Consider the following 20,186-nt stretch of genomic DNA (forward strand, 5'->3'; position numbering starts at 1 on the left):
GGTTTAACGCAGCGCGGGAATCGCCTTGAACGCCTTCATCGCGCCTTCACCCATGGCGGCGCCGAACTTCTTGGCCAGGCGCTCGGCCACGTTGTCGCGGCGCGTGTAGTCGATGATCTCGTCGGTCTTGACGACTTCGCGCGCGACGTAGTCGAGGTTGCCGAGCTGGTCGGCCAGGCCCAGTTCCACGGCCTGCTGGCCGCTCCAGAACAGGCCGCTGAACATCTCGGGTGTTTCCTTCAGGCGCTTGCCGCGGCCGGCTTTCACCACCGCGATAAATTGCTGGTGGATCTGGTCCAGCATGGCCTGCGCGAACACGCGCTGCTTTTCGTTTTGCGGGCTGAAGGGGTCCAGAAAGCCCTTGTTCTCGCCGGCTGTCAGCAGGCGGCGCTCCACGCCCAGCTTGTCCATCAGGCCGGTGAAGCCGAAGCCGTCCATCAGCACGCCTATGCTGCCCACGATGCTGGCCTTGTCGACATAAATCTTGTCGGCCGAGACGGCGATGTAATAAGCGGCGGAGGCGCAGGTTTCCTCAACCACGGCGTAGACCGGCTTTTTGTGTTTGGCCTTCAGGCGCAGGATCTCGTCGTTCATCATGCCGGCCTGCACGGGGCTGCCGCCGGGCGAGTTGATCAAAAGCACGACGGCCTTGGCGCCGTCGTCCTCAAAGGCCGCGCGCAGGGCCGCATTGACGAACTCGGCGCTGGCATCGGCGCCCGCCGCGATCTCGCCCTTGATTTCCACCACGGCGGTATGCGGCACGGTCGCGTCGCTGGCGGGCGTGCCACGGTGCAGCAGCATCCAGACCAGGGCCACGAAAAACGCCAGCCAGGCCAGGCGCACAAAAGTCTTCCAGCGGCGCGTGGCCTTTTGTTCATTGAGCGCGGCGAAGGCCAGCTTTTCCAGCGTCGCGCGCTCCCAGCCGGGGGCGTTGGTCGGGTCTGCCGCGGATTTTTTCGCCTGGTTCACCGGGTTGTTATAGGGCGGAAGGGATTCCGGCTGGTTGGGCCGGAAGTCCGATTCGCGCAGCAAATCGGGATCGGTGGAGGGATCAGGGCGTTGGGGATCGTTCATGGTCACTAGTTTAGAGAGGTATTAGAACTGTAGCGGTTTAAGGTTGTAAGCAGAATGCCAATAAACAACCCCCTCAGCTTCGGAAAGCGTGATTTTGATCAGGCCGCCCTGGCAGGGCCCGCCCGCGCACTGGCCGGTGTCGGGACGGTAGGCGGCGCCATGGCTGGCGCACAGCAGCCACTGGCCCTGGTCGTCAAACACCCGGTTGGGCTGCCAGTCGAGTTCCATCGCGACGTGGCTGCAGCGATTGAGGTAGGCATGGACCACGCCCTCGAAACGCACGGCGAAGGCGCGGCAGGTCTGGCCGGCATAGACCACGTCAAACGGCACGGCCAGCCCGCCTTCGAGCAGGTCGCGGCTGTTGCAGAGGGCTTGCCGTTCGTCCATGGCCTTTGGTGCCTCTTAATGCCGAACTTCAGCCATGGGCCAACAGCCAGTCCTGCAGTTCCGGCACCGAATGCGCGACGTGGCGCGGCGCCAGCACGGCGAAGGTATCGGGTTCGTGCGCGCCGTAGCTCACGCCCACGCTGGGGCAGCCGGCATTGAGCGCCATCTGCAGGTCGTGCGTGGTATCGCCCACCATCAGCACGCGCTCGGGCGCGACGTCGAACTCGGCCATCAGCTCGTGCAGCATGCGCGGGTCGGGTTTGCCGGCCGTCTCGTCGGCGGTGCGCGAGCCGTCGAACATGCCCTTGAGCTCCACGGTGCGCAGCACCTCGTCGAGGCCGCGGCGCGACTTGCCGGTGGCCACCGCGAGCAGGTGGCCGCGCGCCTTCAAGGCGTCGAGCAGGGGCAGCACGCCGTCAAACAGGCTCAGGTCGTCGTAGTGCGCGGCGTAGTGGTGGCGGTAGCGCTCGCCGAGCTGGGGATATTTTTCAGGCGGCACGTCGGGCGCGGCATGGGCCAGGGCCTGCATCAGGCCCAGGCCTATGACATAGCCGGCCTCCTTGTCGGTAGGCACCGTGCCGCCCACGTCGCGCACCGCAGCCTGGATGCAGCGCACGATGATGCCGGTCGAATCAAACAGCGTGCCGTCCCAGTCAAAGGCGATCAGGTCGAAATTTCGGGTTTGCATGGGGATATTGTCTTAGGGACGGCCCGCATATTGGCGCATAGGGACAAAAGCCGCAATGCGCACGTCAGTTGTTCCGGCGTTGATTGAACCACCACGATGAGAGCCCGTACGCCGCCCCCAACAAGGCGCCGGCCAGGCCAAGTACAACAAGGTGGAAAAGTTGCCCGTATTTCTCAAGGAATCCCCACGCCGAGTCGTCGTATGAAGCCCGAATGTGGGGATTGTAAAAATACAGCGCGTCCCATCCCTGCGTCACTGTCGCCGGATTCAAGGCCACAAAAGCGCACACGCACACCAGCAGGCCGGCCACCGACCTGGACAAAACAAGACGAAAGGGGGACATGGCGCCCACAGAAGGCATCACCCTCTTGTTCAAGAGCCAGAAAACCACCGCAGCCAAAACGGTAGGCAGCGAAACCTGAAGCACCGCGTCAAGGCTGCCCAACGACACCCAGAACAAAAACTCCATCAGAAGCGGCCAGAACACCACTGAAGGCAGCTGGCTCCCGCGGAATTCGCCGCGCCCGAAGTCACCCGCCACCAGGTAATACGCCACACCGTACAGCGCGGGACCGGCAAAGACGAACATCAGCACCGTCGCGCCCAGGCCGCCGAGCTTTCCCCGAATCGGCCCGACTGCGCTCCTGGAATCAGGCGCCTCAGGAAGGTCATGAACCATTTGAATACCTATGCCGGCAAAAACTGCTGCAGCTCGGGCGGCAGCGGCGCCTGCAGGTGCACCACCTTGCGCAGCTTGGGATGGTTGAACTTCAGGCTCCAGGCATGCAAAAACATGCGCTTGAGCGGCACCGCGCCGGCCGCGGTTTTCTGCAGCGCCCGGTTCAGCTCGAAATCGCCGTATTTGTCGTCGCCGGCAATCGGGTGGCCTTCATTGGCCAGGTGCACGCGGATCTGGTGCGTGCGGCCCGTCTTGATGGTGACTTCCAGCAAGGTAAAAGGCGTCGCCGGCGCCAGCGGGCTGGCGGGCACGGCCGCCCTGACCTTCACCAGCGTCACCGAACGCATGCCGTCGGGATGGTCGTTGTCGACCACCTTGACGCGCCGCTCGCCGTCGGGCAGCAGATACTTGTGCAGCGCCTTGTCGATCACGCGGTGTTTGGCCGGCCAGTCGCCGCCGACCAGCGCCAGGTAGACCTTGTCGGTTTCGCGCTCGCGAAACTGCTCCTGCAGCAGTTTGAGCGCCATGCGCCGCTTGGCGATCAGCAAAATGCCGCTGGTTTCGCGGTCCAGCCGGTGCACCAGCTCCAGGAAATCGGCCTCCGGCCGCGCCATGCGCAATTGCTCGATCACGCCAAAGCTCACGCCGCTGCCGCCGTGCACGGCCACGCCGGCCGGTTTGTCGATGGCCAGCACGAAATCGTCTTCAAACAGGATGGGGAATTCACGCGAGGGCGCATAGCCGCCGGTGGTGGAACTCGCGCCGTGGCGGGCGATTTCCTGGGCCATGGCCTCGGCCTTCTGGCCGGCCCGCTCGGAAGTGCGCACCGGCGGCAGGCGCACCACGTCGCCGGCCTCCACACGGGTGTCGGCCTGCGCCCTGCCCTTGTTCACCCTGACCTCGCCGCTGCGGATGATGCGGTAAACATGGGTTTTGGGCACGCCCTTGAGCTGGCGGATCAAAAAATTGTCCAGCCGCTGGCCGGCGTAGTCCTCGTCCACCGTCACCAGCGTGGCCTGGGGCGCCGCCGGGGCCGGCGCCTGGGAAATGGGCGGAGTTGAGGCGGCTTGAGGTTTGGGCCTGGCGGCGGCCACGGGTGGGCGACCCGGTGTTTTCCCGGGTTTCCTTGCCAAGCCCCTGGCTGACCCTATAATGTGTTTCACTAGCGATGCGCTGTAAGTGGTTGATTTGTCTGGAGTTTAGTCCACACACGTCCCCGGCCCTGAAAAGGCGAACAAGCAGCCTCGCTGGAAGGTCGATGCCCACGCCGGCAATTGCCCGCAAGCGACGAGTGCCAGGCACCTCGCGGCGAGCGTCTTGCACGGTAGACGAGTCGACGTTTTGCGAACACAACTACGGAATACCATGTGTGCAGCCCAAGTCACGAACAACAGGCTGCACGCGGATCCAGCCGAGATCAAGTCCTTTAACGGGTAGCCCTCTGATGACAACACTGGTCAGTCTGATTTATATATGCCTGCGGCGCCTCACGACATTCGTGGGCCCCGCATTCGGCATGAATCAGCCGCCAGCCTTTGTGCAGTGGGCGCCAGCAGCCGCGCTTTGCGCGGCACCCACCCGTTTGACCCCTGCTCGCTCCATCCACGCGCCTACGCCCAGACCACGTCGCTGACCGATTCATTTCGGTCGGCCGCGCGCCGTCAAAAGCTCTCCGGCAATTCCTCCACGTTCGCACTGCGTCCCTCCGGCGTCGTTGGCCCATTTTGGGCATGTGATTGATGTTCGAGACATGACATCAAAACGAAGAACGATAAGGAAGGCTACCCATGAAACGGATGCTGGTAAACGCCACTCAGGCTGAAGAACGCCGCCTGGCGATCGTCGACGGACAAAAACTCCTCGACTACGAAATTGAAATCGAAGGGCGCGAACAGCGCAAGGGCAACATCTACAAGGCCGTCGTCACGCGCGTCGAGCCCTCGCTGGAAGCCTGCTTCGTCGACTACGGCGAAGACCGCCACGGCTTCCTGCCGTTCAAGGAAATCTCCAAGCAGTACTTTGCCCAGGGCGTGCCGGTCAGCCAGGCGCGCATCAACGACGTCATCAAGGAAGGCCAGGAACTGCTGGTCCAGGTCGAAAAGGAAGAACGCGGCAACAAGGGCGCGGCCCTCACCACCTTCGTCTCCCTGGCCGGCCGCTACGTGGTCCTGATGCCCAACAACCCGCGCGGCGGCGGCGTGAGCCGGCGCATCGAGGGCGACGACCGGGCCGAACTCAAAGAGGCGATGGACCAGCTTGAGTACCCCAATGGCATGAGCATCATCGCGCGCACCGCCGGCATAGGCCGCAGCGCCCCTGAGCTGCAGTGGGACCTGAACTACCTGCTCAAGCTCTGGACCGCCATCGACGGCGCCGGCAAGGGCGGCAAGGGCGCTTTCCTGATTTACCAGGAATCCAGCCTGGTGATACGCGCCATCCGCGACTACTTCAACAGCGACATCGGCGACATCCTGTTCGACACCGACGACGTCTACGAGCAGGCCAAGCAGTTCATGGCCCACGTGATGCCCGAGCACGAGCACCGCGTCAAGCGCTACCGCGACGACGCGCCGCTGTTCAGCCGCTTCCAGATCGAGCACCAGATCGAGTCGGCCTACGCGCGCACCGTGCAGCTGCCTTCCGGCGGCGCCATCGTGATCGACCACACCGAGGCCCTGGTCTCGGTCGACGTCAACTCGGCCCGCGCCATCAAGGGCGGCGACATCGAGGAAACCGCCACCCGCACCAACCTGGAAGCCGCCGACGAAGTTGCGCGCCAGATGCGTTTGCGCGACCTGGGCGGCCTGATCGTCATCGACTTCATCGACATGGAAGAGTCGCGCAACCGCCGCGACGTGGAAAACCGCCTGCGCGACGCGCTGCGCCAGGACCGCGCCCGCGTGCAGTTCGGCACCATCAGCAAGTTCGGCCTCATGGAAATGAGCCGCCAGCGCCTGCGCCCGGCTCTGTCCGAAGGCGCGTCGATTCCCTGCCCGCGCTGCGGCGGTTCCGGCCATATCCGCGACACCGAAAGCTCGGCGCTGCAGATCCTGCGCATCATCCAGGAAGAGTCCCTCAAGGACAGCACGGCCTCGGTGCTGTGCCAGGTTCCGGTCGACGTGGCCTCCTTCCTGCTCAATGAAAAGCGCTCCGAGATCGCCAAGATCGAAGTCAAGCAGCGCATCAACGTGCTGCTGGTGCCCAACAAGACGCTGGAAACCCCCAACTACCGCCTGGAACGCCTGAAACACGACGACCCGCGCCTGGACAACATCGCCGCCAGCTACAAGATGGCCGAGGAAGTCGAGGACCCGACCACCGTCACGCGCCGCAGCCAGGAAAAGCACAACAAGCAGGAGCCCGTCATCAAGGGTGTGCTGCCCGATGCGCCCGCCCCGGTGGCACCGCCCAAGCCGGAACCCGTTCCGCATGCGGCGGCGCACAAGCCGGCTGCCCGCCCCGCACCGGCGGTGGCGGCACCCGCTGAAAAAGGCTTCTTCGGCTGGATCAAGAGCCTGTTCGGCGGCGCCGAAGCGCCGGCCCCGGCGCCCGCCGCCAAGGAAGTGAAAAAAGACGAGCGCGGCGAAGGCCGGCGCGAAGGCCGCGGTGAAGGCCGTGGCGGCGAGCGTGGCGAGCGCTCCGATCGCGGTGGTGAGCGCGGCGGCCGTGACGGCCGGCGCGGCGGCCGTGGCCGCAGCGAAGGCCGTGGCGGCGAGGGCCGTGGTACCGAAGGCCGCAGCGAAGGCCGCGAAGCACGCCCCGAAGGCCGTGGTGAACGCGGTGAAGGCCGCGGCGGCGAGCGCCGTGAGCGCAGCGCCGACGGCCGCCAGGAACGCCAGGCCGGTGAAGCCCGCCCCGAAGGCGCGGGCGAGCAGCCGCGCGGCGAGACGCCCAACCGTGAAGGCCGCGAAGGCGGCCGCAACCGCCGTGAACGCGGTGAACGCGGTGGCGAGCGCGGTGAACGCATACAGCGCGACGCCGTCGAGCAGGACCTCGCGCTGGCCAACCAGGCCGCCATGGCAGCCGCCATGGGTGGCGAGGCCGCAGAACCGCGCCAGGAACGCGCACCCCAGGACGGCGAACGCCAGGGCAACCGCGAAGCACGCGGCGAGCGCGGCGAAGGCCGCCGTGAACGCGGAGACCGCAACGGCCGCCGAGGCGAGCGCCGCGGTGCTGACCGCCCTGAAGGCGCCGCCGAAGGCCAGAATGCCGGCGCGGGCTTCAACCCCGAGGCCGCAGCGGCACCCGTGCTCGACGAAGCCGGCAATCCCGTCGCTCCCGTGCAGAACGGCCAGGGCGCCCAAGGTGATGAGCAGCGCCAGCCGCGCGAGCGCCGCAGCCGCGACCGCTACGGCCGCGACCGCCGCGAACGCGGTGAGAACGGCGAACGCGGCGAGCAGCAGCCCGCCGAAGGCGTTGACGCCGGCCAGGCCGGTTTCGCGGAATCCCAGCCGCAGCCGCAAGCCCGCGAAGAACGCGCACCGGAAGCCGTCGCCAGCTACGCGGCACCCGCGGCCGCAGTGACGCCCGCCGCGCCTTTTGTGCCTGAAGCAGCGCCGGCGCCCGCCTACGTAGCCCCCATGGTTGTGTCCGCACCGGCACCCGCACCCGTGGCGGCAGTGCAGCCCGCACCGGCCGCCGCGGCCATCAGCCTGCCCAAGGTCCAGTCCTACGCGCTGCCCCTCGATGAACTGGCCCAGGTGGCCCAGTCCTCGGGCCTGCAGTGGGTGAACTCCGACGCGGCCAAAATCGCCGAGGCCAAGGCCGCCATCGCCGCCGAGGTCAAGCCGGTGCACGTGCCGCGCGAGCGCCCGCCGCTGGTCGTGGCCGACGAAGGCCCGCTGGTGCTGGTCGAAACCCGGCGCGACCTGGGTGCCATGTCCCTGCCCTTTGAGAAATCGCCAGGCCAGTAAACGCCCCGCCCCCCCAAAAAGGCCCGCCCATGCGGGCCTTTTTTTATGCCGCAAAACAAGCCCTAGAATCAGGCCAACAAAACCGACAGGGGAAGAGGACGATGGACCAGCCCACGCACGATGCGCGCTACGCGCCGCCGCAAGCCACGGTGGCGGATGTGGCCGATGTCAATGACGGCCCGCAGCTGGCCGGCCGCGTCGAGCGGCTGGGTGCCGCCATCCTTGACACGGTTTTCCAGAGCCTGGTGCTCTGGCTGGTGTCGGTGCTCACTCCCTACAACCCCTGGGCCTCGCAAGGAACAGGCGCGTGGTCCTTCAACCCGCTGGGCATGGCCGTCGGCGCCTTGATCTTCGTGCTGCTCAACGGCTACCTGCTCGCGACGCGGGGCCAGACGATTGGCAAGGTCCTGCTCAAGCTGCGCATTGTCCGGCCCTCGGGCGAAGCCGTTTCCCCCACGCGCCTGGCCTTGCGCTACGGCGCGGGCTTTGTGGCCGGCCTCGTCATGGCCGTGGTCTGGGTTTATTCCCTGATCGACTGCCTGATGATCTTTCGCAAATCCCGCCGCTGCCTGCACGACGAGATCGCGGACACCATCGTCGTCAAGGCCTGAGGCCCCAGCCTGTGGCCAACGCGCGCCTGGACACGATTTACACGGCTGAAACGCCCGAAGGCATCACCCTGTCCCTGCGGCCCGCCGGCATCGTCGCGCGCGGGCTCGCCTACCTGATAGACCTGGCCATACGCGTCTGCGTGTTCATCGCCGTGGCCATTGTGGTCGGGCTGATGGGCAAGGCCGGCATGGCCGTGCTGCTGCTTGCCTATTTCGCCCTCGAATGGTTTTACCCCGTGGTGTTCGAGCTGACCCGCGCGGCCGCCACGCCCGGCAAGCGGGCCATGGGCCTGCGCGTGGTGATGGATTCCGGCCTGCCGGTGACGCCCGCCGCTTCGCTGACCCGCAACCTGTTGCGCGCCGCCGATTTCATGCCCGCGCTGTTCGGCGCCGGGCTGGTGTCCATGCTCTGGCGGCGCGACAGCAAACGCCTGGGCGACCTGGCCGCCGGCACGCTGGTGGTGTTCACCGATGCCGTCAAGCTGCACGGCGAGGTGCCCCTGTCGGCCCCGCTGGCTCCGGCGCGGCCTTTGTCGGCCGCCGAGCAGGCCTCGGTACTGGCTTGGGCCGGCCGGGCCACGCGGCTCACGCCCGAGCGCCTGGGCGAACTCGCCGCCCTGGCCGAACCGGTGCTGGGCGCGGGCGCGCCGGGCAGCAGCCCCACCCAACGCCTGCTGGGCGTGGCGCAGTGGCTGATGGGCCGGCGCGAGGGAGAGGCCCGGCCATGACGCCCCTGCAGTTTGAAGCGGCCTATGCGCCGCTGTGGAACGAGCTCGAGAAGGTCATAGGCGTCGCCGAAACAGAGCGCAAGTTCGACGGCGCGCGGATGGCCACGCTGTACCGCCGCGTCTGCGAGCACCTGGCGCTGGCGCAGGCCCGCGCCTACCCGGTGCACCTGACGCAGCGGCTGGAAGCCCTGACACAAAGCGCCCACCGGCTGATCTACCGGCGCCACGACTACGGCCTGGCGCGCCTGGGCCTGCTGGTGCTGGTCGACTTCCCGCAGGCCGTGCGCGCGCACCGCGCCTACCTGCTGGTGGCGGCCCTGCTGTTCGTGGTGCCGCTGCTGGCCGCGGGCCTGGCTACTTACCGCGACCCGGGTTTCATCCTGCACCTGCTGGACGCGGGGCAGGTGCAGCAGTTCGACAGCATGTACAGCGACAGCGCCAAGTCCTTCGGGCGCAACCGCGACGCCAGCGGCGACTGGCAGATGTTCGGCTTTTACGTCATGCACAACATCGGCATCGGCTTTCGCTGCTTCGCCGCCGGCATTTTCGGCGGCATCGGCAGCGCCGGCGTGCTGCTGTTCAACGGCGTGCAGATAGGCGCCGTGGGCGGCTACCTGATCGCCTCGGGCCACGGGCAGAACTTCTGCTCCTTTGTCGTCACCCACGGTGCCTTCGAACTGACGGCCATCGTGCTGGCGGGCGCGGCCGGGCTGCGCCTGGGCTACGCCCTGATCGCGCCGGGCCGGCACACACGCCTGGAGGCGCTGCGCCTGGCGGCGCGCCACGCCATCGTGGTGGTCTACGGCGTCATCGGCCTGCTGCTGATCGCCGCCGCCGTCGAAGCCTTCTGGTCCTCGGCGCGCTGGGTCACGCCCGCCGTGAAATACGGCGCCGGCGCGGCCTGCTGGGCTCTGGTGCTGACCTACCTGGGCTGGCAGGGACGGCCGCGCGCCGGCCAGGCGCCCGCCGGCGAAGGACAGCGCCATGCAGGTTGACGCGCTGGCCGTCGCGCTGCGCCCGCGGCCCATGGCCGAAGCCGCCGACCTGGGCGTCGCGCTGGTGCGCCGCCATGCCGCTTCCATCTGGCGCACTTTCCTGCCCATGTATGTGGTGGTCATCGCGCTGCTGCTGTGCACCATCGAGCTCGCCTACTGGCTGCCCGGCCTGCTGATCTTTTGCCTCAAGCCCTGGTTTGACCGCAGCCTGCTGTTCATCCTGTCGCGCGCGGTGTTCGGCCAGTCCACACACTGGAAAGACCTCTGGGAGCATCGCGCCCAGGTGTGGGGCGGGCAATTGCTGCGCACGCTGCTGTGGCGGCGGCTGTCGCCCTGGCGCTCCTACACCCAGGCCATAGACCAGCTCGAAGGCCAGCGCGGCGGCGCCAGGCGCAAGCGGCGCGAGCAGCTGCTGCGCGGGCGGCGCGGCGCGGGCGCGGGCATGCAGCTGATTTTTTCCAACGTCGAGATCGCGCTGGAGTTCGCCATTCTCTCGGTGCTGTTCTGGTTCGCGCCCGAGGGCAGCCTGTCGGAACTCTGGCGCTGGCTCATCGCCACGGAGTCGACGATGCAAAGCCTGTGCCTTGCCGTGGTCTACGCCTTCGCCGTCGGGCTGGTCGAGCCCTTTTTTGTGGCGGCCGGCTTCGCCATGTACCTGAACCGCCGCGTCGAGCTCGAAGCCTGGGACATCGAGCAGGAATTTCGCCGCGCCTTCACGCCCGCGCCGGCAAAGGCCGGCGCATGAGGGCCGCGCGCCGTGATGCCCGATGGCGGCAGGCCCTGGCCTGCGCGCTGGTCGCGGCTTGCGCGGCCGGCGCGGCCGCCGCGGCACCCGGCGAGCCGCCCTCGCGCCAGCAGGTGCAGTCGGCCGCCGAACGGGTGCGCGCCGACCCCAACCTGCCCGGCAGCAAGAGCGAAAAAAGCCTGCGCCTGAAAAACCAGGACAAAAAACCCGAGGACAAAAAGAAGGACAGCGACGGTTTCGGCTGGCTCAGGGACTTTGTGACCAGGGTCTCCGAAGCCGCGCGCCTGTTGGTGTGGGCGCTGGGCGCGCTGGCCCTGGCCTGGCTGGTGATCCGCATACGGCGCTGGGCGCTGGTGCGCGCCGGCGGCGGCCGGCACCGCATGGCGCCCCTGCCCAGCCACATCGGCAGCCTGGACATACGCCCCGAAAGCCTGCCCGACGACGTGGGCTCCGAGGTCGCCTCGCTGTGGCAGCGCGGTCAGCGCCGGCCCGCGCTGTCGCTGCTCTACCGCGGCGCGCTCTCGCGCCTGGTGCACCTGCATGCGGTGCCCATACGCAACGCCAGCACCGAAGGCGAATGCGTGGCGCTCAGCGAAGGCCGGCTGGCACCGCCCTCGCTCGATTTTTTCGCGCGCCTGGTGGCCGCCTGGCAGCTGGCGGCCTATGGCGGGCGCCTGCCGCCCACGGCCGGCGTGCTGGCGCTGTGCGCCGAATTTGACGCGCGCCTGGGCGCGCCGGCCGCAGCGGTCACACCAGGGAAGGCGGCGCCATGAAAGACCGGTTGATCATGGTGCTGCTGGGCGTGTTGCTGCTGGCGGGCGGCATCTGGCTGGTGTCGGCCACCGAATGGGTGGACGTCGACGTCCCCACGCCGGCCAAGGGTGAAGCCCTGACCAACCCGCTGTACGCAACCGAAAAACTGCTGGCCGCCCTGGGCGCGAAAGTCGTGAAGCACAAAAGCCTGGACGCCATGCCGCCGCAGCAGGCGCGCCTGGTGCTGGTGTCGCGCAACTGGGACCTGTTCCCCGAGCGCGCGCAGCGCCTGCGCGCCTGGGTGGCGCAGGGCGGGCACCTGGTCATCCCGGGCTTCCTGGCCCGGCACAAATCGCTCGCGGGCTGGCTGCCCGTCACCGAGGAAAATGCGATCAGCCCGCAGAAGATCACGCCGGCCCGGCCTTTCGACAGGGCCGCCAAGGACCTGGACTGCCGCGCACTGGAAGAACCCGCCGAGGTGGCGGCCAGCTACGGCGACAGCCGCGTCTTTCGCGTCTGCGGCGCCTACTTCAGCCCGCAGTACCTGCCGGTGAACCGCCTGGCCGCGCCGCTGTGGTCGCTGCGCGGCACGGCCGGCACCGAGGCCGTGCGCGTGCAGGTCGGCCAGGGCACGGTCACCGTGCTCGGCGGCTGGGGCCTGCTGAACAACAGCAACCTGCTGCGCGCCGACAACGCGCAGGTGGTGGCCGCGGCGCTGCAGGCGCGCGCCGGCGCCGAGTTCTGGTTTGTCGCCGAAGAGGCCAGGGAGCCTTTCGCGCCCTGGCTCTGGCACCAGGCCTGGGCGGCGCTGCTGCTGGGCCTGCTGGCGCTGGCGCTGGCCCTGTGGCGCGCCGGCGTGCGCTTCGGGCCGCTGGCGCCGTCCGCTCCCTCGCACCGGCGCTCCATGGCCGAGCAGGTGCGCGGCACCGCGCGCTTTCTGCACATGCACGGGCCGAAAGCGCTGCACACGGCCCAGCTTCGCGCCCTGCACGCATCGGCCGCGCGGCAGCTGCCCCGGTTTTCGCAACTCGAGCCGGGGCGGCGCACCCGCGAAATCGCCAGCGCCACCGGCCTGGACGCGCAACTGCTCGAACGCGCGCAGGCCGACAGGGCGCGCAACCGCGCCGCGCTGGCCGCCGACCTCGAGCTGCTGGAAACCGCGCGCCGGCGGCTGGACGCGCGCGAGCCCGTCCAGCCGCCTGCCTCCTCCACCGCTTCATCCCCTTCCTCATCCTGAAACCGAGAAACCACCATGTCATCGATTCCCAACGACGAACTGATACGCGCGGCCGAATGGCTGCAGACCCTGCGCCACGAAGTCGGCAAGGCCGTGGTCGGCCAGAAGGAAGCCGTCGACCAGACCCTGGTGGCGCTGGTCGCGTCCGGCCATGTGCTGATCGAGGGCGTGCCCGGCCTCGGCAAAACGCTGCTGGCGCGGGCGTTGGCACAGGCCATGAGCCTGCGCTACGCGCGCGTGCAGTTCACGCCCGACCTGATGCCCTCGGACATCACCGGCCACTCGGTGCTGGACCCGTCCACCCGCGGCGAATCCGGCATAGGCACGCTGCGCGTGCACCAGGGGCCGGTCTTCACGCATTTGCTGCTGGCCGATGAAATCAACCGCGCGCCGGCCAAGACCCAGAGCGCCCTGCTCGAGGTGATGCAGGAATACCAGGTCACGCTGGAAGGCCGGGCCATGCCGCTGCCGCGCCCCTTCATGGTGATGGCCACGCAAAACCCGATAGACACCGAAGGCACCTACCCCCTGCCCGAGGCGCAGCTGGACCGCTTCCTGCTCAAGATCAACATCGCCTTCCCCAGCCACGCGGAGGAAAAGGCGGTGGTGCAGCTGACCACCGGCCAGCGCGCCGGCAACCAGCTGCCGCTGGACGCGGTCAGGCCCTGCCTGGACGACACCCAGGTGCTGGAGCTGCAGCGCCTGGCCAGCCTGGTGCAGGCGCATGAACAGGTCATCGACTACGCGGTGCGCATCGCGCGCGCCACGCGCGACTGGCCCGGCCTCTCATCCGGCGCGGGGCCGCGCGGCACCATGGCGCTGGTGCGCGCCGCGCGCGCCGGCGCGCTGATGGACGGGCGCGACTTCATCACCCCCGACGACGTGGCGCGCCAGACCCTGCCGGCCCTGCGCCACCGCGTGATGATTTCGCCCGACGCGCAGCTCGAGGGCCTGGGCGTGGACGAACTGCTGCGCAGCGCCCAGGGCAGCGTGCAGGCGCCGCGTCTCTGAGGCCGGCCCGCATGCGCTGGCTGGTGATTCCCACGGCAGGCACGGTCCAGGCGCTGGCCGGCGCCGCCGTGGCCGCTTGCCTGGCCCTGCTCGCGGGCCTGCCGGTAGGCACGCTGGCCCTGCTGGCCGGCGCCGTGCTGCTGGCGGCGCTGGCCGCCGCGCTGCTGGATCTCTGGCGCAGCCGGCGCCTGTGGCGCCAGGCGCCGCTGCGCATGGAGCGCACGCTGCCCGGCGCCTTTTCGCTGGGCGTGCCCACCGTGCTCACGCTGGTGCTGGTCAACGAAGGCCCGCTGGCCTGGTCCGTGACCGTGTTCGACGAAGTGGACCCGCGCTTTGCCTTCGAGGGCCTGCCGCAATCCCTGACCGTGCCGCCGGCCTCGCGCGCCGAATTGCGCTACACGGTGACGGCGCGCGAGCGCGGCGTGGCGCTTTTCGGCAGCACCCAGCTGCGCTGGCGCAGCCGCGGCGGCTGCTTCGAAGTGCAGCAGTCGCTGGGCCAGCCCGGCAAGCTGCGCGTGTACCCCAACTTCGCCGCGCTGGCGCGCTACGCCTGGCTGTCCGGCGACCGGCGGCTGGCGCAGATCGGCATCAAGACCTATGTGCAGCGCGGCCAGGGCACCGACTTCCGCCAGCTGGCCGACTACCGGACCGGCGATTCGCTGCGCCACATCGACTGGAAGGCCACGCTGCGCCACCAGCGGCCCATCGTGCGCGAATTCCAGGACGACCGCGACCAGTGCGTGTTCTTCCTGCTTGACTGCGGCCGCCGCATGCGCGCCGACGAAGGCGGGCCGGAGCAGGACGGGGCCCCAGGCAGCAGCCATTTCGACGAAGCCCTCAACGCGCTGATGCTGCTGAGCTACGTCGCCCTGAAAGAGGGCGACGAGGTCGGCGCCATGACCTTCGGAGTCCTGCCGGGGCAGCGCCGCGATTTCGCGCCGCGCAAGGGCGCGGCCACGCTCAACGCCCTGATGAATCGCCTGCACGACATCCAGCCCGGCGCCATGCATTCGGACTACCTGCTGGCCGCCCAGGAATTGCTGCGCGTGCAGCGCCGGCGCGCGCTGGTGATCGTGCTGACCAATTTCCGCGACGAGGACGCCGCAGAGCTGCGCCCGGCGATCAAGCTGCTGCGCCGCCAGCACCTGGTGCTGGTGGCCAGCCTGCGCGAGCGCGTGCTGGGCCGCATCGCCGGCCAGGCCCTGTCCACCCCCGCGGACGCGGTCGACGTGGCCGCCGCCCACCTGTTCACGCAGTCGCGGCGCGACGCCTTCGCGCGCGTGGTCGGCGCGGACCCGCTCTCCATGGACGTGGAGCCCGCGCAACTGGCCGTCTCGCTGGTCAACCGCTACCATGCGGTCAAGCGCGCCGGGCTGCTGTAAGAGCGGTTCAAAGAGGGGTCCACAGGCGCCCCGGCAACGGTTATCCTTCGGGTCTCAACAACAGGAGGGATGCGATGTCCGAAGCAATGAACCCGTATGCAGCGCCCAAGGCCGTGGTGGACGATGTTTTTGACAATGAGGCGGGCGTGCAGCCCGTCAAGCTGTTTTCGGCCAGGGGCCGGGTCGGCCGGCTGCGCTACCTGGCCTACAACCTGGGCGGCTACCTGCTGATGCTGGCAGCGGCCGTCGTGCTGGGCCTTATTGCCGGCGCCCTCGGTTTCGGCAAAGCGGCCGGCGTGCTCGGCATGCTGGCGACCATCCCCTACTTTATCTTCATTGTGCTGCTGAGCATACAGCGCAGCCACGACATGGGATGGTCCGGCTGGACCATACTGCTGGCCCTGATCCCGCTGGTGGGCCTGGTCTGGCTGTTCAACCCGGGCACCAAGGGCGGCAACCGCTTCGGTGCGCCTCCGCCGCCCAACACCACGCTGGTCAAGATAGGCGGCCTGGCCTTCCCCGTCATCATGGTCGTCGGCATCATCGCCGCCATCGCCTTGCCGGCTTACCAGGGTTATACGCAACGGGCCAAGGCGGCCCAGGTGGTCAAGCCTTAAACCGTCAACCGGTTTTAGATCTGCGCGGCGCGCTTGTAGGCCTGCGCGGCGGCGGCTTCGTCCTCGCGCTGCTCGGCCAGCACGGCCAGCGCGCGCCAGGCATTGCGGTGCAGCGCCACGTCCTGCAGGGCCGGCGCGGCCTGCGACAGCAGCTGGCGGGCCTTGCCCCAGAGCTGGCGGTTCAGGCAGGCCATGCCCGCCAGGTACTGCAGGTTGGCGTCGCGCGGCCGGCTCAGCTGGGCCGTTTCAATGCGCGCCAGCCAGGCGGCATCCAGCGAATCCAGGCCGGCTTCCAGCACGCCGATCAGCTTGATGCGCAGGTTGTCGCCGATGTCCGAGCGCGGCTGCATCATCGCGTCCCAGACCTGAAGCAGCCAGCTGCGCGCGAGCTCCGGCTCGCCGTGCAAGGCCATCAGGCGCGACGCGGCATGCACCACCAGCTCGGGCATGGCGCGCTCGCTCTGGTCGAGTGAAAACCAGGCCTGCTGCAGCTGCACCGGGTCATGCGCGTCGTTGAGCAGCTCCAGCGCCAGGCCGCGGATGATGCTTTGCGCCGCCGCCTGCGAAAACGCGCGGTGCTTGGCCAGCAGGCGCGCGGTTTCCAGCGCCTGCGAAGTCTGCCGCGCATGGCGCGAGGCGCGCAGCTTCATGCGCAGCGCCAGCGTGCGGCGCGAGGCACCCTGCGGCAGCTGGGCCAGCCAGTCAAGCGCGGCGCTAGCGTCGCGGTCGTCCAGCGCCCAGCGCGCCGCGCGGAACTGCACACCCTCGCGCACTTCCTGCGCATGGCGCGGCGCCGAGCTTTTCAGCGCCTGGTGCAGGTGCTGGTCGCGCAGGCCCTTGTTCTGCAGCGACTGCGCGGCCTCGGCCACCAGCAGGTGGGCCAGCGCGCGCAGCTGGGCGCCGCGGCTGGAACTGTGGCCGGTCACGTGGCTGTAGTGGTCGGCCAGCGGGCGCAGGCTTTTTTCCTGCGCCAGCGCGTTCTGCGCCGACTTGGTCGAGCGTATGTAGCGCCCGGCCAGCAGGTGGGCCAGCGAATCCATGAGGGCACCGTACATGGCGCGCTCTTTTTGCTGGGCGCGCCAGCGCCGCGCCTCGGCCGGCAGCGAAAACACCGCAGACACCGCGCGCAGCGCCAGGTAGAGCACAAAGAACAGCCCGGCCAGCAGCATCACCGCCAGGTTGAAGGAAATATCGACCCGGTGCGGCGGCCAGAAAACGGTCACCACGGCCTGGTTGTTGCCCGCGAACAGCGCCACGGCAACCGCCACGCCAAAAAGGGCCAGTAGCCAGAGGGCGGCGCGCATGCGTGTGTCCTGCCTTTGCGAAGAATCAGCGGCCCGCGGCCGCCGTGGCCAGCGCGGCCATGGTTTCGTCAAGGCGCGGCAGCTCGCTGGTCTTGAGCTGGCCTTGCACCTGGGCCAGCAGCTGGGCCGCGGCCTGGGTCTTGCGCGAGGATGGGTCAAAATACTTGCCCAGCCAGGCGCTGGCGCTGGCGAGGTCGGCGCGCACCGAATCGGTCTGGCGCGACAGCAGGGCCAGGCGCGCATTGAGCAGGCGCAGCTTCAGGTTTTCGCGCAGGAAGAAGGACTGCTCGGGCGACAGCAGGGCCGCCTCGGGCTGCTCGATACGGCTCACGCGCAGCAGCTTGCGGGCTTCCTCGCGCAGGTTGTCCAGCGTGCGCTGCGACCAGGCGCTCAGCGAAAGTTTGTCAAACATCCCCTCCGCGGGCTTGTCGGCCGCCGGCGCGCTGGCGCGCGCGGCCGGTGCGTGCACGGCCAGGGCGGGCGCCGCGCGCAAGGGGCTGTTGGCCACCATGGCATTGGCCACCGGCAGGTCGTCGGCCAGGCGGGCCAGTTCGTCAAGTTTGAGCATCAGCACCGGCACGTCGGTCAGGGTCGCGGCCTTGATGCGGTCCATGTCGCGGGCGATGGCGCGCTGCAGCGGGTTCAGGCGCGGCTGGGCGGCGCGTGCCAGGCGCTGGTCGGCCGACTTGAGCGCGGCCAGCAGCGGTTCGGCGCTGCCGGTGAGCTGGGCCTGCTGCTGCGCCAGGCGCAGCGCGGACTCCACGTCCACCACCAGGTTTTCATCGCGCGAACGCGACAGGCTTTGCATCAGTTCTTCAAGCTGGGTGCGCTGCAGGCTGACTTCGCTGATGCGGGTTTCCTGGATGGCCAGCCGCGCCGAGAGTTCGCGCGTGGCTTCCTGGGCCTGGCGCGCCAGCGCGCGCGCTTCGATGGCCTGCGCGCCGGAATCCAGGCTGCGGCGAGCCAGTTCTTCCTGGATGGTGGCCAGTTTTTGCCACAGCAGGCCGCTGGCCAGCAGGCCGCCGGCCGCCAGCGCGGCCACCCCCAGTGCCCATTTGCGCGGCACCAGCCAGGCATCAGGCGTGGGGACCAGCGGTTCGGCCACCACCAGAGCGCGCTCCAGCACAGGCTCCTTGTCGGGCGTGGAAGGCGTGGGCTGGGCTATATGGGGATCGCTCATGGATAAAGAGATTCTATCGAGGCCAATGTCTCCCTGATGTCCGTCAGGGCGGGGCGTGACGCCACAACAACACCCCAGCCCGCGGCACGCACCGCGTCCACGATACGCGGGTGCGTCGCCACCGCGCGGGCGCCGCGCCAGTCCACACCGGCCAGTGCCGACTCGCGCAGGAGGTTGGCCAGCGCTTCCGAACTGCTGAACAGCCAGACCGAACCGTCCGCGCTGGCGGCGCGCGCGCGGGCCAGCTGCGCTTCGCTGAACCGGGGCGCGCGGCGCTGGTACACGCCGACAAAATCCACCTGGGCGCCTGCGCTTTCCCACTGGCGGGCAATCCAGTCGCGCCCCGAGGACACCGCGCCGCCCGCGGCGTCCGGGCTTTCACCGCGCAGCACCAGCACGCGTTTGCCTCGCCAGTCACGCTGCCCGACCACGGCCCACAGCGCCTCGGAGTCAAATTGCCCGGCGTCGGCGGCCGGCGCATCGACCTGTGCGGCAGGCACACCCGCGGCCAGCAAGGCCGCCACGGTGCCGGGCCCGGGCGCCATCAGGCGCAGGGTGGGCGGCAAGCCACCCGCCGAAGGAGATTCGAAAAAAAACGCCACCGCATTGCCGCTGACAAACATGCAGGCCGCATAGCGGTCCAGCGTTTGCCAGGCCCGCGCCAGCGCGCCGGTGTCAAGCGCGGCCGCGATATCGATCAAAGGCAGCGCTTCGGCCGCGAAGCCGGCCTGCCGCAACTCGTGCACCCAGTGCTGCGCATCCGCCGCGGGACGCGTCACGATAATGGGGGCCGCACCGGCCGCAGGCGCCGGCATGGGCTGCATCAGGCCTGGCCCTTGCCGGCCCAGACCGCGCCGCCGGCGCGCAGTTGCGCCGCCACGGCTTCGCCCAGGGCTTCGGCCTCGGCGAAATTGCGCACCGGGGCGCTTTGTTTGACCTGCACCAGGGGCGCCAACGGGGCGGCGCTGCCGGACGGCGCCTCGGCCGTGGCCGGGTCGCCCCAGGCGGCGCTCAGCTGCATGCTGCCGCCCGCCGCCGCGCCCTGCGTGAAGGCCGCCAGCGGCATGGAGCAACTGCCGCCCATGGCGCGCGAGACCGTGCGCTCGGCCGTCACGGCCAGCCAGGTCGGCTGGTGCGCCAGCGTGGCCAGCGCGGCCAGCAGGTCCGCACGATCGGCGCGCACTTCAATGCCCAATGCGCCCTGCCCCGCGGCAGGCAGCATCTGGGCCGGCTCAAAGGTGGCGCGTATGCGCGACTCCAGCCCCAGGCGCTTCAGGCCCGCGGCCGCCAGCACGATGGCCTGGTACTGGCCTTCATCGAGCTTGCGCAAACGCGTGTCCAGGTTGCCGCGCAGCGGCTGTATCACCAGGTCGGGCCGCAAGGCCTTGAGCAGCACCAGCCGGCGCAGGCTGGAGGTGCCCACCACCGCGCCCTGCGGCAAATCGGCCAGGCCGGCGAATTGATTAGACACAAAAGCATCGCGCGGATCCTCGCGTTCCAGCACGCAGGCCAGCGCGAAGCCCTCGGGCAGGTCCATGGGCACGTCCTTGAGCGAATGCACGGCCAGGTCGGCCCGGCCTTCGCTGAGCGCCACTTCGAGTTCCTTGACGAACAGGCCCTTGCCGCCGACCTTGCTCAGCGAGCGGTCCAGGATCTGGTCGCCCTGGGTGGTCATGCCCAGCAGCTCGACCTGCCAGCCCAGGCGCGACTCAAGCAAGGCCTTGACATGTTCGGCCTGCCACATCGCCAGGCGGCTCTCGCGTGTGGCGATGACCACCTTCTTCATATCAGGGGGGTTGGATGGCTGAATCGCTGCTGACACTCGTAACCTGCTTGTAATAACTGGGGGAAGTGAATGCTAGCATGCAAGGCTCAAGACAAG

At 68.9% G+C, this 20,186-nt stretch carries 19 protein-coding genes; 10 read left to right on the forward strand and 9 right to left on the reverse strand.

The window, feature by feature from the left end; genetic code table 11:
- Positions 1–3 precede the first annotated feature (3 nt).
- The 5 genes from AC1D09_RS13280 to AC1D09_RS13300 form a co-directional block, all read right to left on the reverse strand.
- Positions 4–1,074, reverse strand: coding sequence for a S49 family peptidase (locus tag AC1D09_RS13280; protein WP_477664075.1), 1,071 nt, complete (start codon positions 1,072–1,074; stop codon positions 4–6).
- A 21-nt stretch (positions 1,075–1,095) separates the two neighbouring features.
- On the reverse strand, positions 1,096–1,461 hold the full coding sequence (locus tag AC1D09_RS13285; RefSeq protein WP_477664076.1) for a Rieske (2Fe-2S) protein: 366 nt from the start codon (positions 1,459–1,461) through the stop codon (positions 1,096–1,098).
- Between the two features lie 28 nt (positions 1,462–1,489).
- Entirely contained in the window at positions 1,490–2,149 is a 660-nt protein-coding gene (locus AC1D09_RS13290) for an HAD family hydrolase (protein ID WP_477664077.1), read from the reverse strand.
- 64 nt (positions 2,150–2,213) lie between these two features.
- Positions 2,214–2,828, reverse strand: coding sequence for a hypothetical protein (locus AC1D09_RS13295; protein ID WP_477664078.1), 615 nt, complete (start codon positions 2,826–2,828; stop codon positions 2,214–2,216).
- Positions 2,829–2,836: 8 nt separating this feature from the next.
- Entirely contained in the window at positions 2,837–3,922 is a 1,086-nt protein-coding gene (locus AC1D09_RS13300) for an RluA family pseudouridine synthase (protein WP_477664079.1), read from the reverse strand.
- Positions 3,923–4,615: 693 nt separating this feature from the next.
- Between AC1D09_RS13300 and AC1D09_RS13305 the strand changes: the two genes are divergently transcribed.
- From AC1D09_RS13305 to AC1D09_RS13350, 10 genes are all read left to right on the forward strand, one after another.
- On the forward strand, positions 4,616–7,741 hold the full coding sequence (locus AC1D09_RS13305) for an Rne/Rng family ribonuclease (protein ID WP_477664080.1): 3,126 nt from the start codon (positions 4,616–4,618) through the stop codon (positions 7,739–7,741).
- A gap of 101 nt (positions 7,742–7,842) precedes the next feature.
- Positions 7,843–8,352: an RDD family protein gene (locus AC1D09_RS13310; protein ID WP_477664081.1), complete on the forward strand. Its 510-nt coding sequence runs from the start codon at positions 7,843–7,845 to the stop codon at positions 8,350–8,352.
- 11 nt (positions 8,353–8,363) lie between these two features.
- On the forward strand, positions 8,364–9,080 hold the full coding sequence (locus AC1D09_RS13315) for an RDD family protein (protein ID WP_477664082.1): 717 nt from the start codon (positions 8,364–8,366) through the stop codon (positions 9,078–9,080).
- Complete coding sequence (locus AC1D09_RS13320) at positions 9,077–10,075, forward strand: stage II sporulation protein M (protein WP_477664083.1); 999 nt, start codon at positions 9,077–9,079, stop codon at positions 10,073–10,075. The genes AC1D09_RS13315 and AC1D09_RS13320 overlap by 4 nt, the downstream gene beginning before the upstream one ends.
- Positions 10,065–10,820: a hypothetical protein gene (locus AC1D09_RS13325; protein ID WP_477664084.1), complete on the forward strand. Its 756-nt coding sequence runs from the start codon at positions 10,065–10,067 to the stop codon at positions 10,818–10,820. Before AC1D09_RS13320 ends, AC1D09_RS13325 begins: the two co-directional genes overlap by 11 nt.
- Entirely contained in the window at positions 10,817–11,593 is a 777-nt protein-coding gene (locus AC1D09_RS13330) for a DUF4129 domain-containing protein (protein WP_477664085.1), read from the forward strand. Before AC1D09_RS13325 ends, AC1D09_RS13330 begins: the two co-directional genes overlap by 4 nt.
- Complete coding sequence (locus AC1D09_RS13335) at positions 11,590–12,810, forward strand: DUF4350 domain-containing protein (protein WP_477664086.1); 1,221 nt, start codon at positions 11,590–11,592, stop codon at positions 12,808–12,810. Before AC1D09_RS13330 ends, AC1D09_RS13335 begins: the two co-directional genes overlap by 4 nt.
- A 15-nt stretch (positions 12,811–12,825) precedes the next feature.
- Positions 12,826–13,821: an AAA family ATPase gene (locus AC1D09_RS13340; protein ID WP_477664087.1), complete on the forward strand. Its 996-nt coding sequence runs from the start codon at positions 12,826–12,828 to the stop codon at positions 13,819–13,821.
- Positions 13,822–13,832: 11 nt separating this feature from the next.
- Positions 13,833–15,203 (forward strand): DUF58 domain-containing protein, encoded by a 1,371-nt coding sequence (locus tag AC1D09_RS13345; RefSeq protein WP_477664088.1) that lies wholly within the window; start codon positions 13,833–13,835, stop codon positions 15,201–15,203.
- Between the two features lie 74 nt (positions 15,204–15,277).
- Positions 15,278–15,820: a DUF805 domain-containing protein gene (locus tag AC1D09_RS13350; protein WP_477664089.1), complete on the forward strand. Its 543-nt coding sequence runs from the start codon at positions 15,278–15,280 to the stop codon at positions 15,818–15,820.
- A 14-nt stretch (positions 15,821–15,834) separates the two neighbouring features.
- Here the strand turns inward: AC1D09_RS13350 and AC1D09_RS13355 are convergent, their stop codons facing one another.
- Genes AC1D09_RS13355 through hemC form a run of 4 tightly spaced genes read right to left on the reverse strand, consistent with a single transcriptional unit; the run spans position 15,835 to position 20,090 of the window.
- On the reverse strand, positions 15,835–17,124 hold the full coding sequence (locus AC1D09_RS13355) for a heme biosynthesis HemY N-terminal domain-containing protein (protein ID WP_477664090.1): 1,290 nt from the start codon (positions 17,122–17,124) through the stop codon (positions 15,835–15,837).
- A gap of 25 nt (positions 17,125–17,149) precedes the next feature.
- Positions 17,150–18,304: a uroporphyrinogen-III C-methyltransferase gene (locus AC1D09_RS13360; protein WP_477664091.1), complete on the reverse strand. Its 1,155-nt coding sequence runs from the start codon at positions 18,302–18,304 to the stop codon at positions 17,150–17,152.
- Complete coding sequence (locus AC1D09_RS13365) at positions 18,301–19,128, reverse strand: uroporphyrinogen-III synthase (RefSeq protein ID WP_477664092.1); 828 nt, start codon at positions 19,126–19,128, stop codon at positions 18,301–18,303. Before AC1D09_RS13365 ends, AC1D09_RS13360 begins: the two co-directional genes overlap by 4 nt.
- Positions 19,128–20,090, reverse strand: coding sequence for a hydroxymethylbilane synthase (hemC, locus tag AC1D09_RS13370; RefSeq protein WP_477664093.1), 963 nt, complete (start codon positions 20,088–20,090; stop codon positions 19,128–19,130). The genes AC1D09_RS13365 and hemC overlap by 1 nt, the downstream gene beginning before the upstream one ends.
- Positions 20,091–20,186: the final 96 nt, after the last annotated feature.

The sequence above is a fragment of the Polaromonas sp. P1_A2 genome (assembly GCF_056406895.1).

Bases quoted from the DNA above. Each gene is read 5' to 3' on its own strand.
- AC1D09_RS13280 (WP_477664075.1), bottom strand. From the start codon at position 1,074: ATGAACGATCCCCAACGCCCTGATCCCTCCACCGATCCCGATTTGCTG.
- AC1D09_RS13285 (WP_477664076.1), bottom strand. From the start codon at position 1,461: ATGGACGAACGGCAAGCCCTCTGCAACAGCCGCGACCTGCTCGAAGGC.
- AC1D09_RS13290 (WP_477664077.1), bottom strand. From the start codon at position 2,149: ATGCAAACCCGAAATTTCGACCTGATCGCCTTTGACTGGGACGGCACG.
- AC1D09_RS13295 (WP_477664078.1), bottom strand. From the start codon at position 2,828: ATGGTTCATGACCTTCCTGAGGCGCCTGATTCCAGGAGCGCAGTCGGG.
- AC1D09_RS13305 (WP_477664080.1), top strand. From the start codon at position 4,616: ATGAAACGGATGCTGGTAAACGCCACTCAGGCTGAAGAACGCCGCCTG.
- AC1D09_RS13310 (WP_477664081.1), top strand. From the start codon at position 7,843: ATGGACCAGCCCACGCACGATGCGCGCTACGCGCCGCCGCAAGCCACG.
- AC1D09_RS13320 (WP_477664083.1), top strand. From the start codon at position 9,077: ATGACGCCCCTGCAGTTTGAAGCGGCCTATGCGCCGCTGTGGAACGAG.
- AC1D09_RS13325 (WP_477664084.1), top strand. From the start codon at position 10,065: ATGCAGGTTGACGCGCTGGCCGTCGCGCTGCGCCCGCGGCCCATGGCC.
- AC1D09_RS13330 (WP_477664085.1), top strand. From the start codon at position 10,817: ATGAGGGCCGCGCGCCGTGATGCCCGATGGCGGCAGGCCCTGGCCTGC.
- AC1D09_RS13335 (WP_477664086.1), top strand. From the start codon at position 11,590: ATGAAAGACCGGTTGATCATGGTGCTGCTGGGCGTGTTGCTGCTGGCG.
- AC1D09_RS13340 (WP_477664087.1), top strand. From the start codon at position 12,826: ATGTCATCGATTCCCAACGACGAACTGATACGCGCGGCCGAATGGCTG.
- AC1D09_RS13345 (WP_477664088.1), top strand. From the start codon at position 13,833: ATGCGCTGGCTGGTGATTCCCACGGCAGGCACGGTCCAGGCGCTGGCC.
- AC1D09_RS13350 (WP_477664089.1), top strand. From the start codon at position 15,278: ATGTCCGAAGCAATGAACCCGTATGCAGCGCCCAAGGCCGTGGTGGAC.
- AC1D09_RS13355 (WP_477664090.1), bottom strand. From the start codon at position 17,124: ATGCGCGCCGCCCTCTGGCTACTGGCCCTTTTTGGCGTGGCGGTTGCC.
- AC1D09_RS13360 (WP_477664091.1), bottom strand. From the start codon at position 18,304: ATGAGCGATCCCCATATAGCCCAGCCCACGCCTTCCACGCCCGACAAG.
- AC1D09_RS13365 (WP_477664092.1), bottom strand. From the start codon at position 19,128: ATGCAGCCCATGCCGGCGCCTGCGGCCGGTGCGGCCCCCATTATCGTG.
- hemC (WP_477664093.1), bottom strand. From the start codon at position 20,090: ATGAAGAAGGTGGTCATCGCCACACGCGAGAGCCGCCTGGCGATGTGG.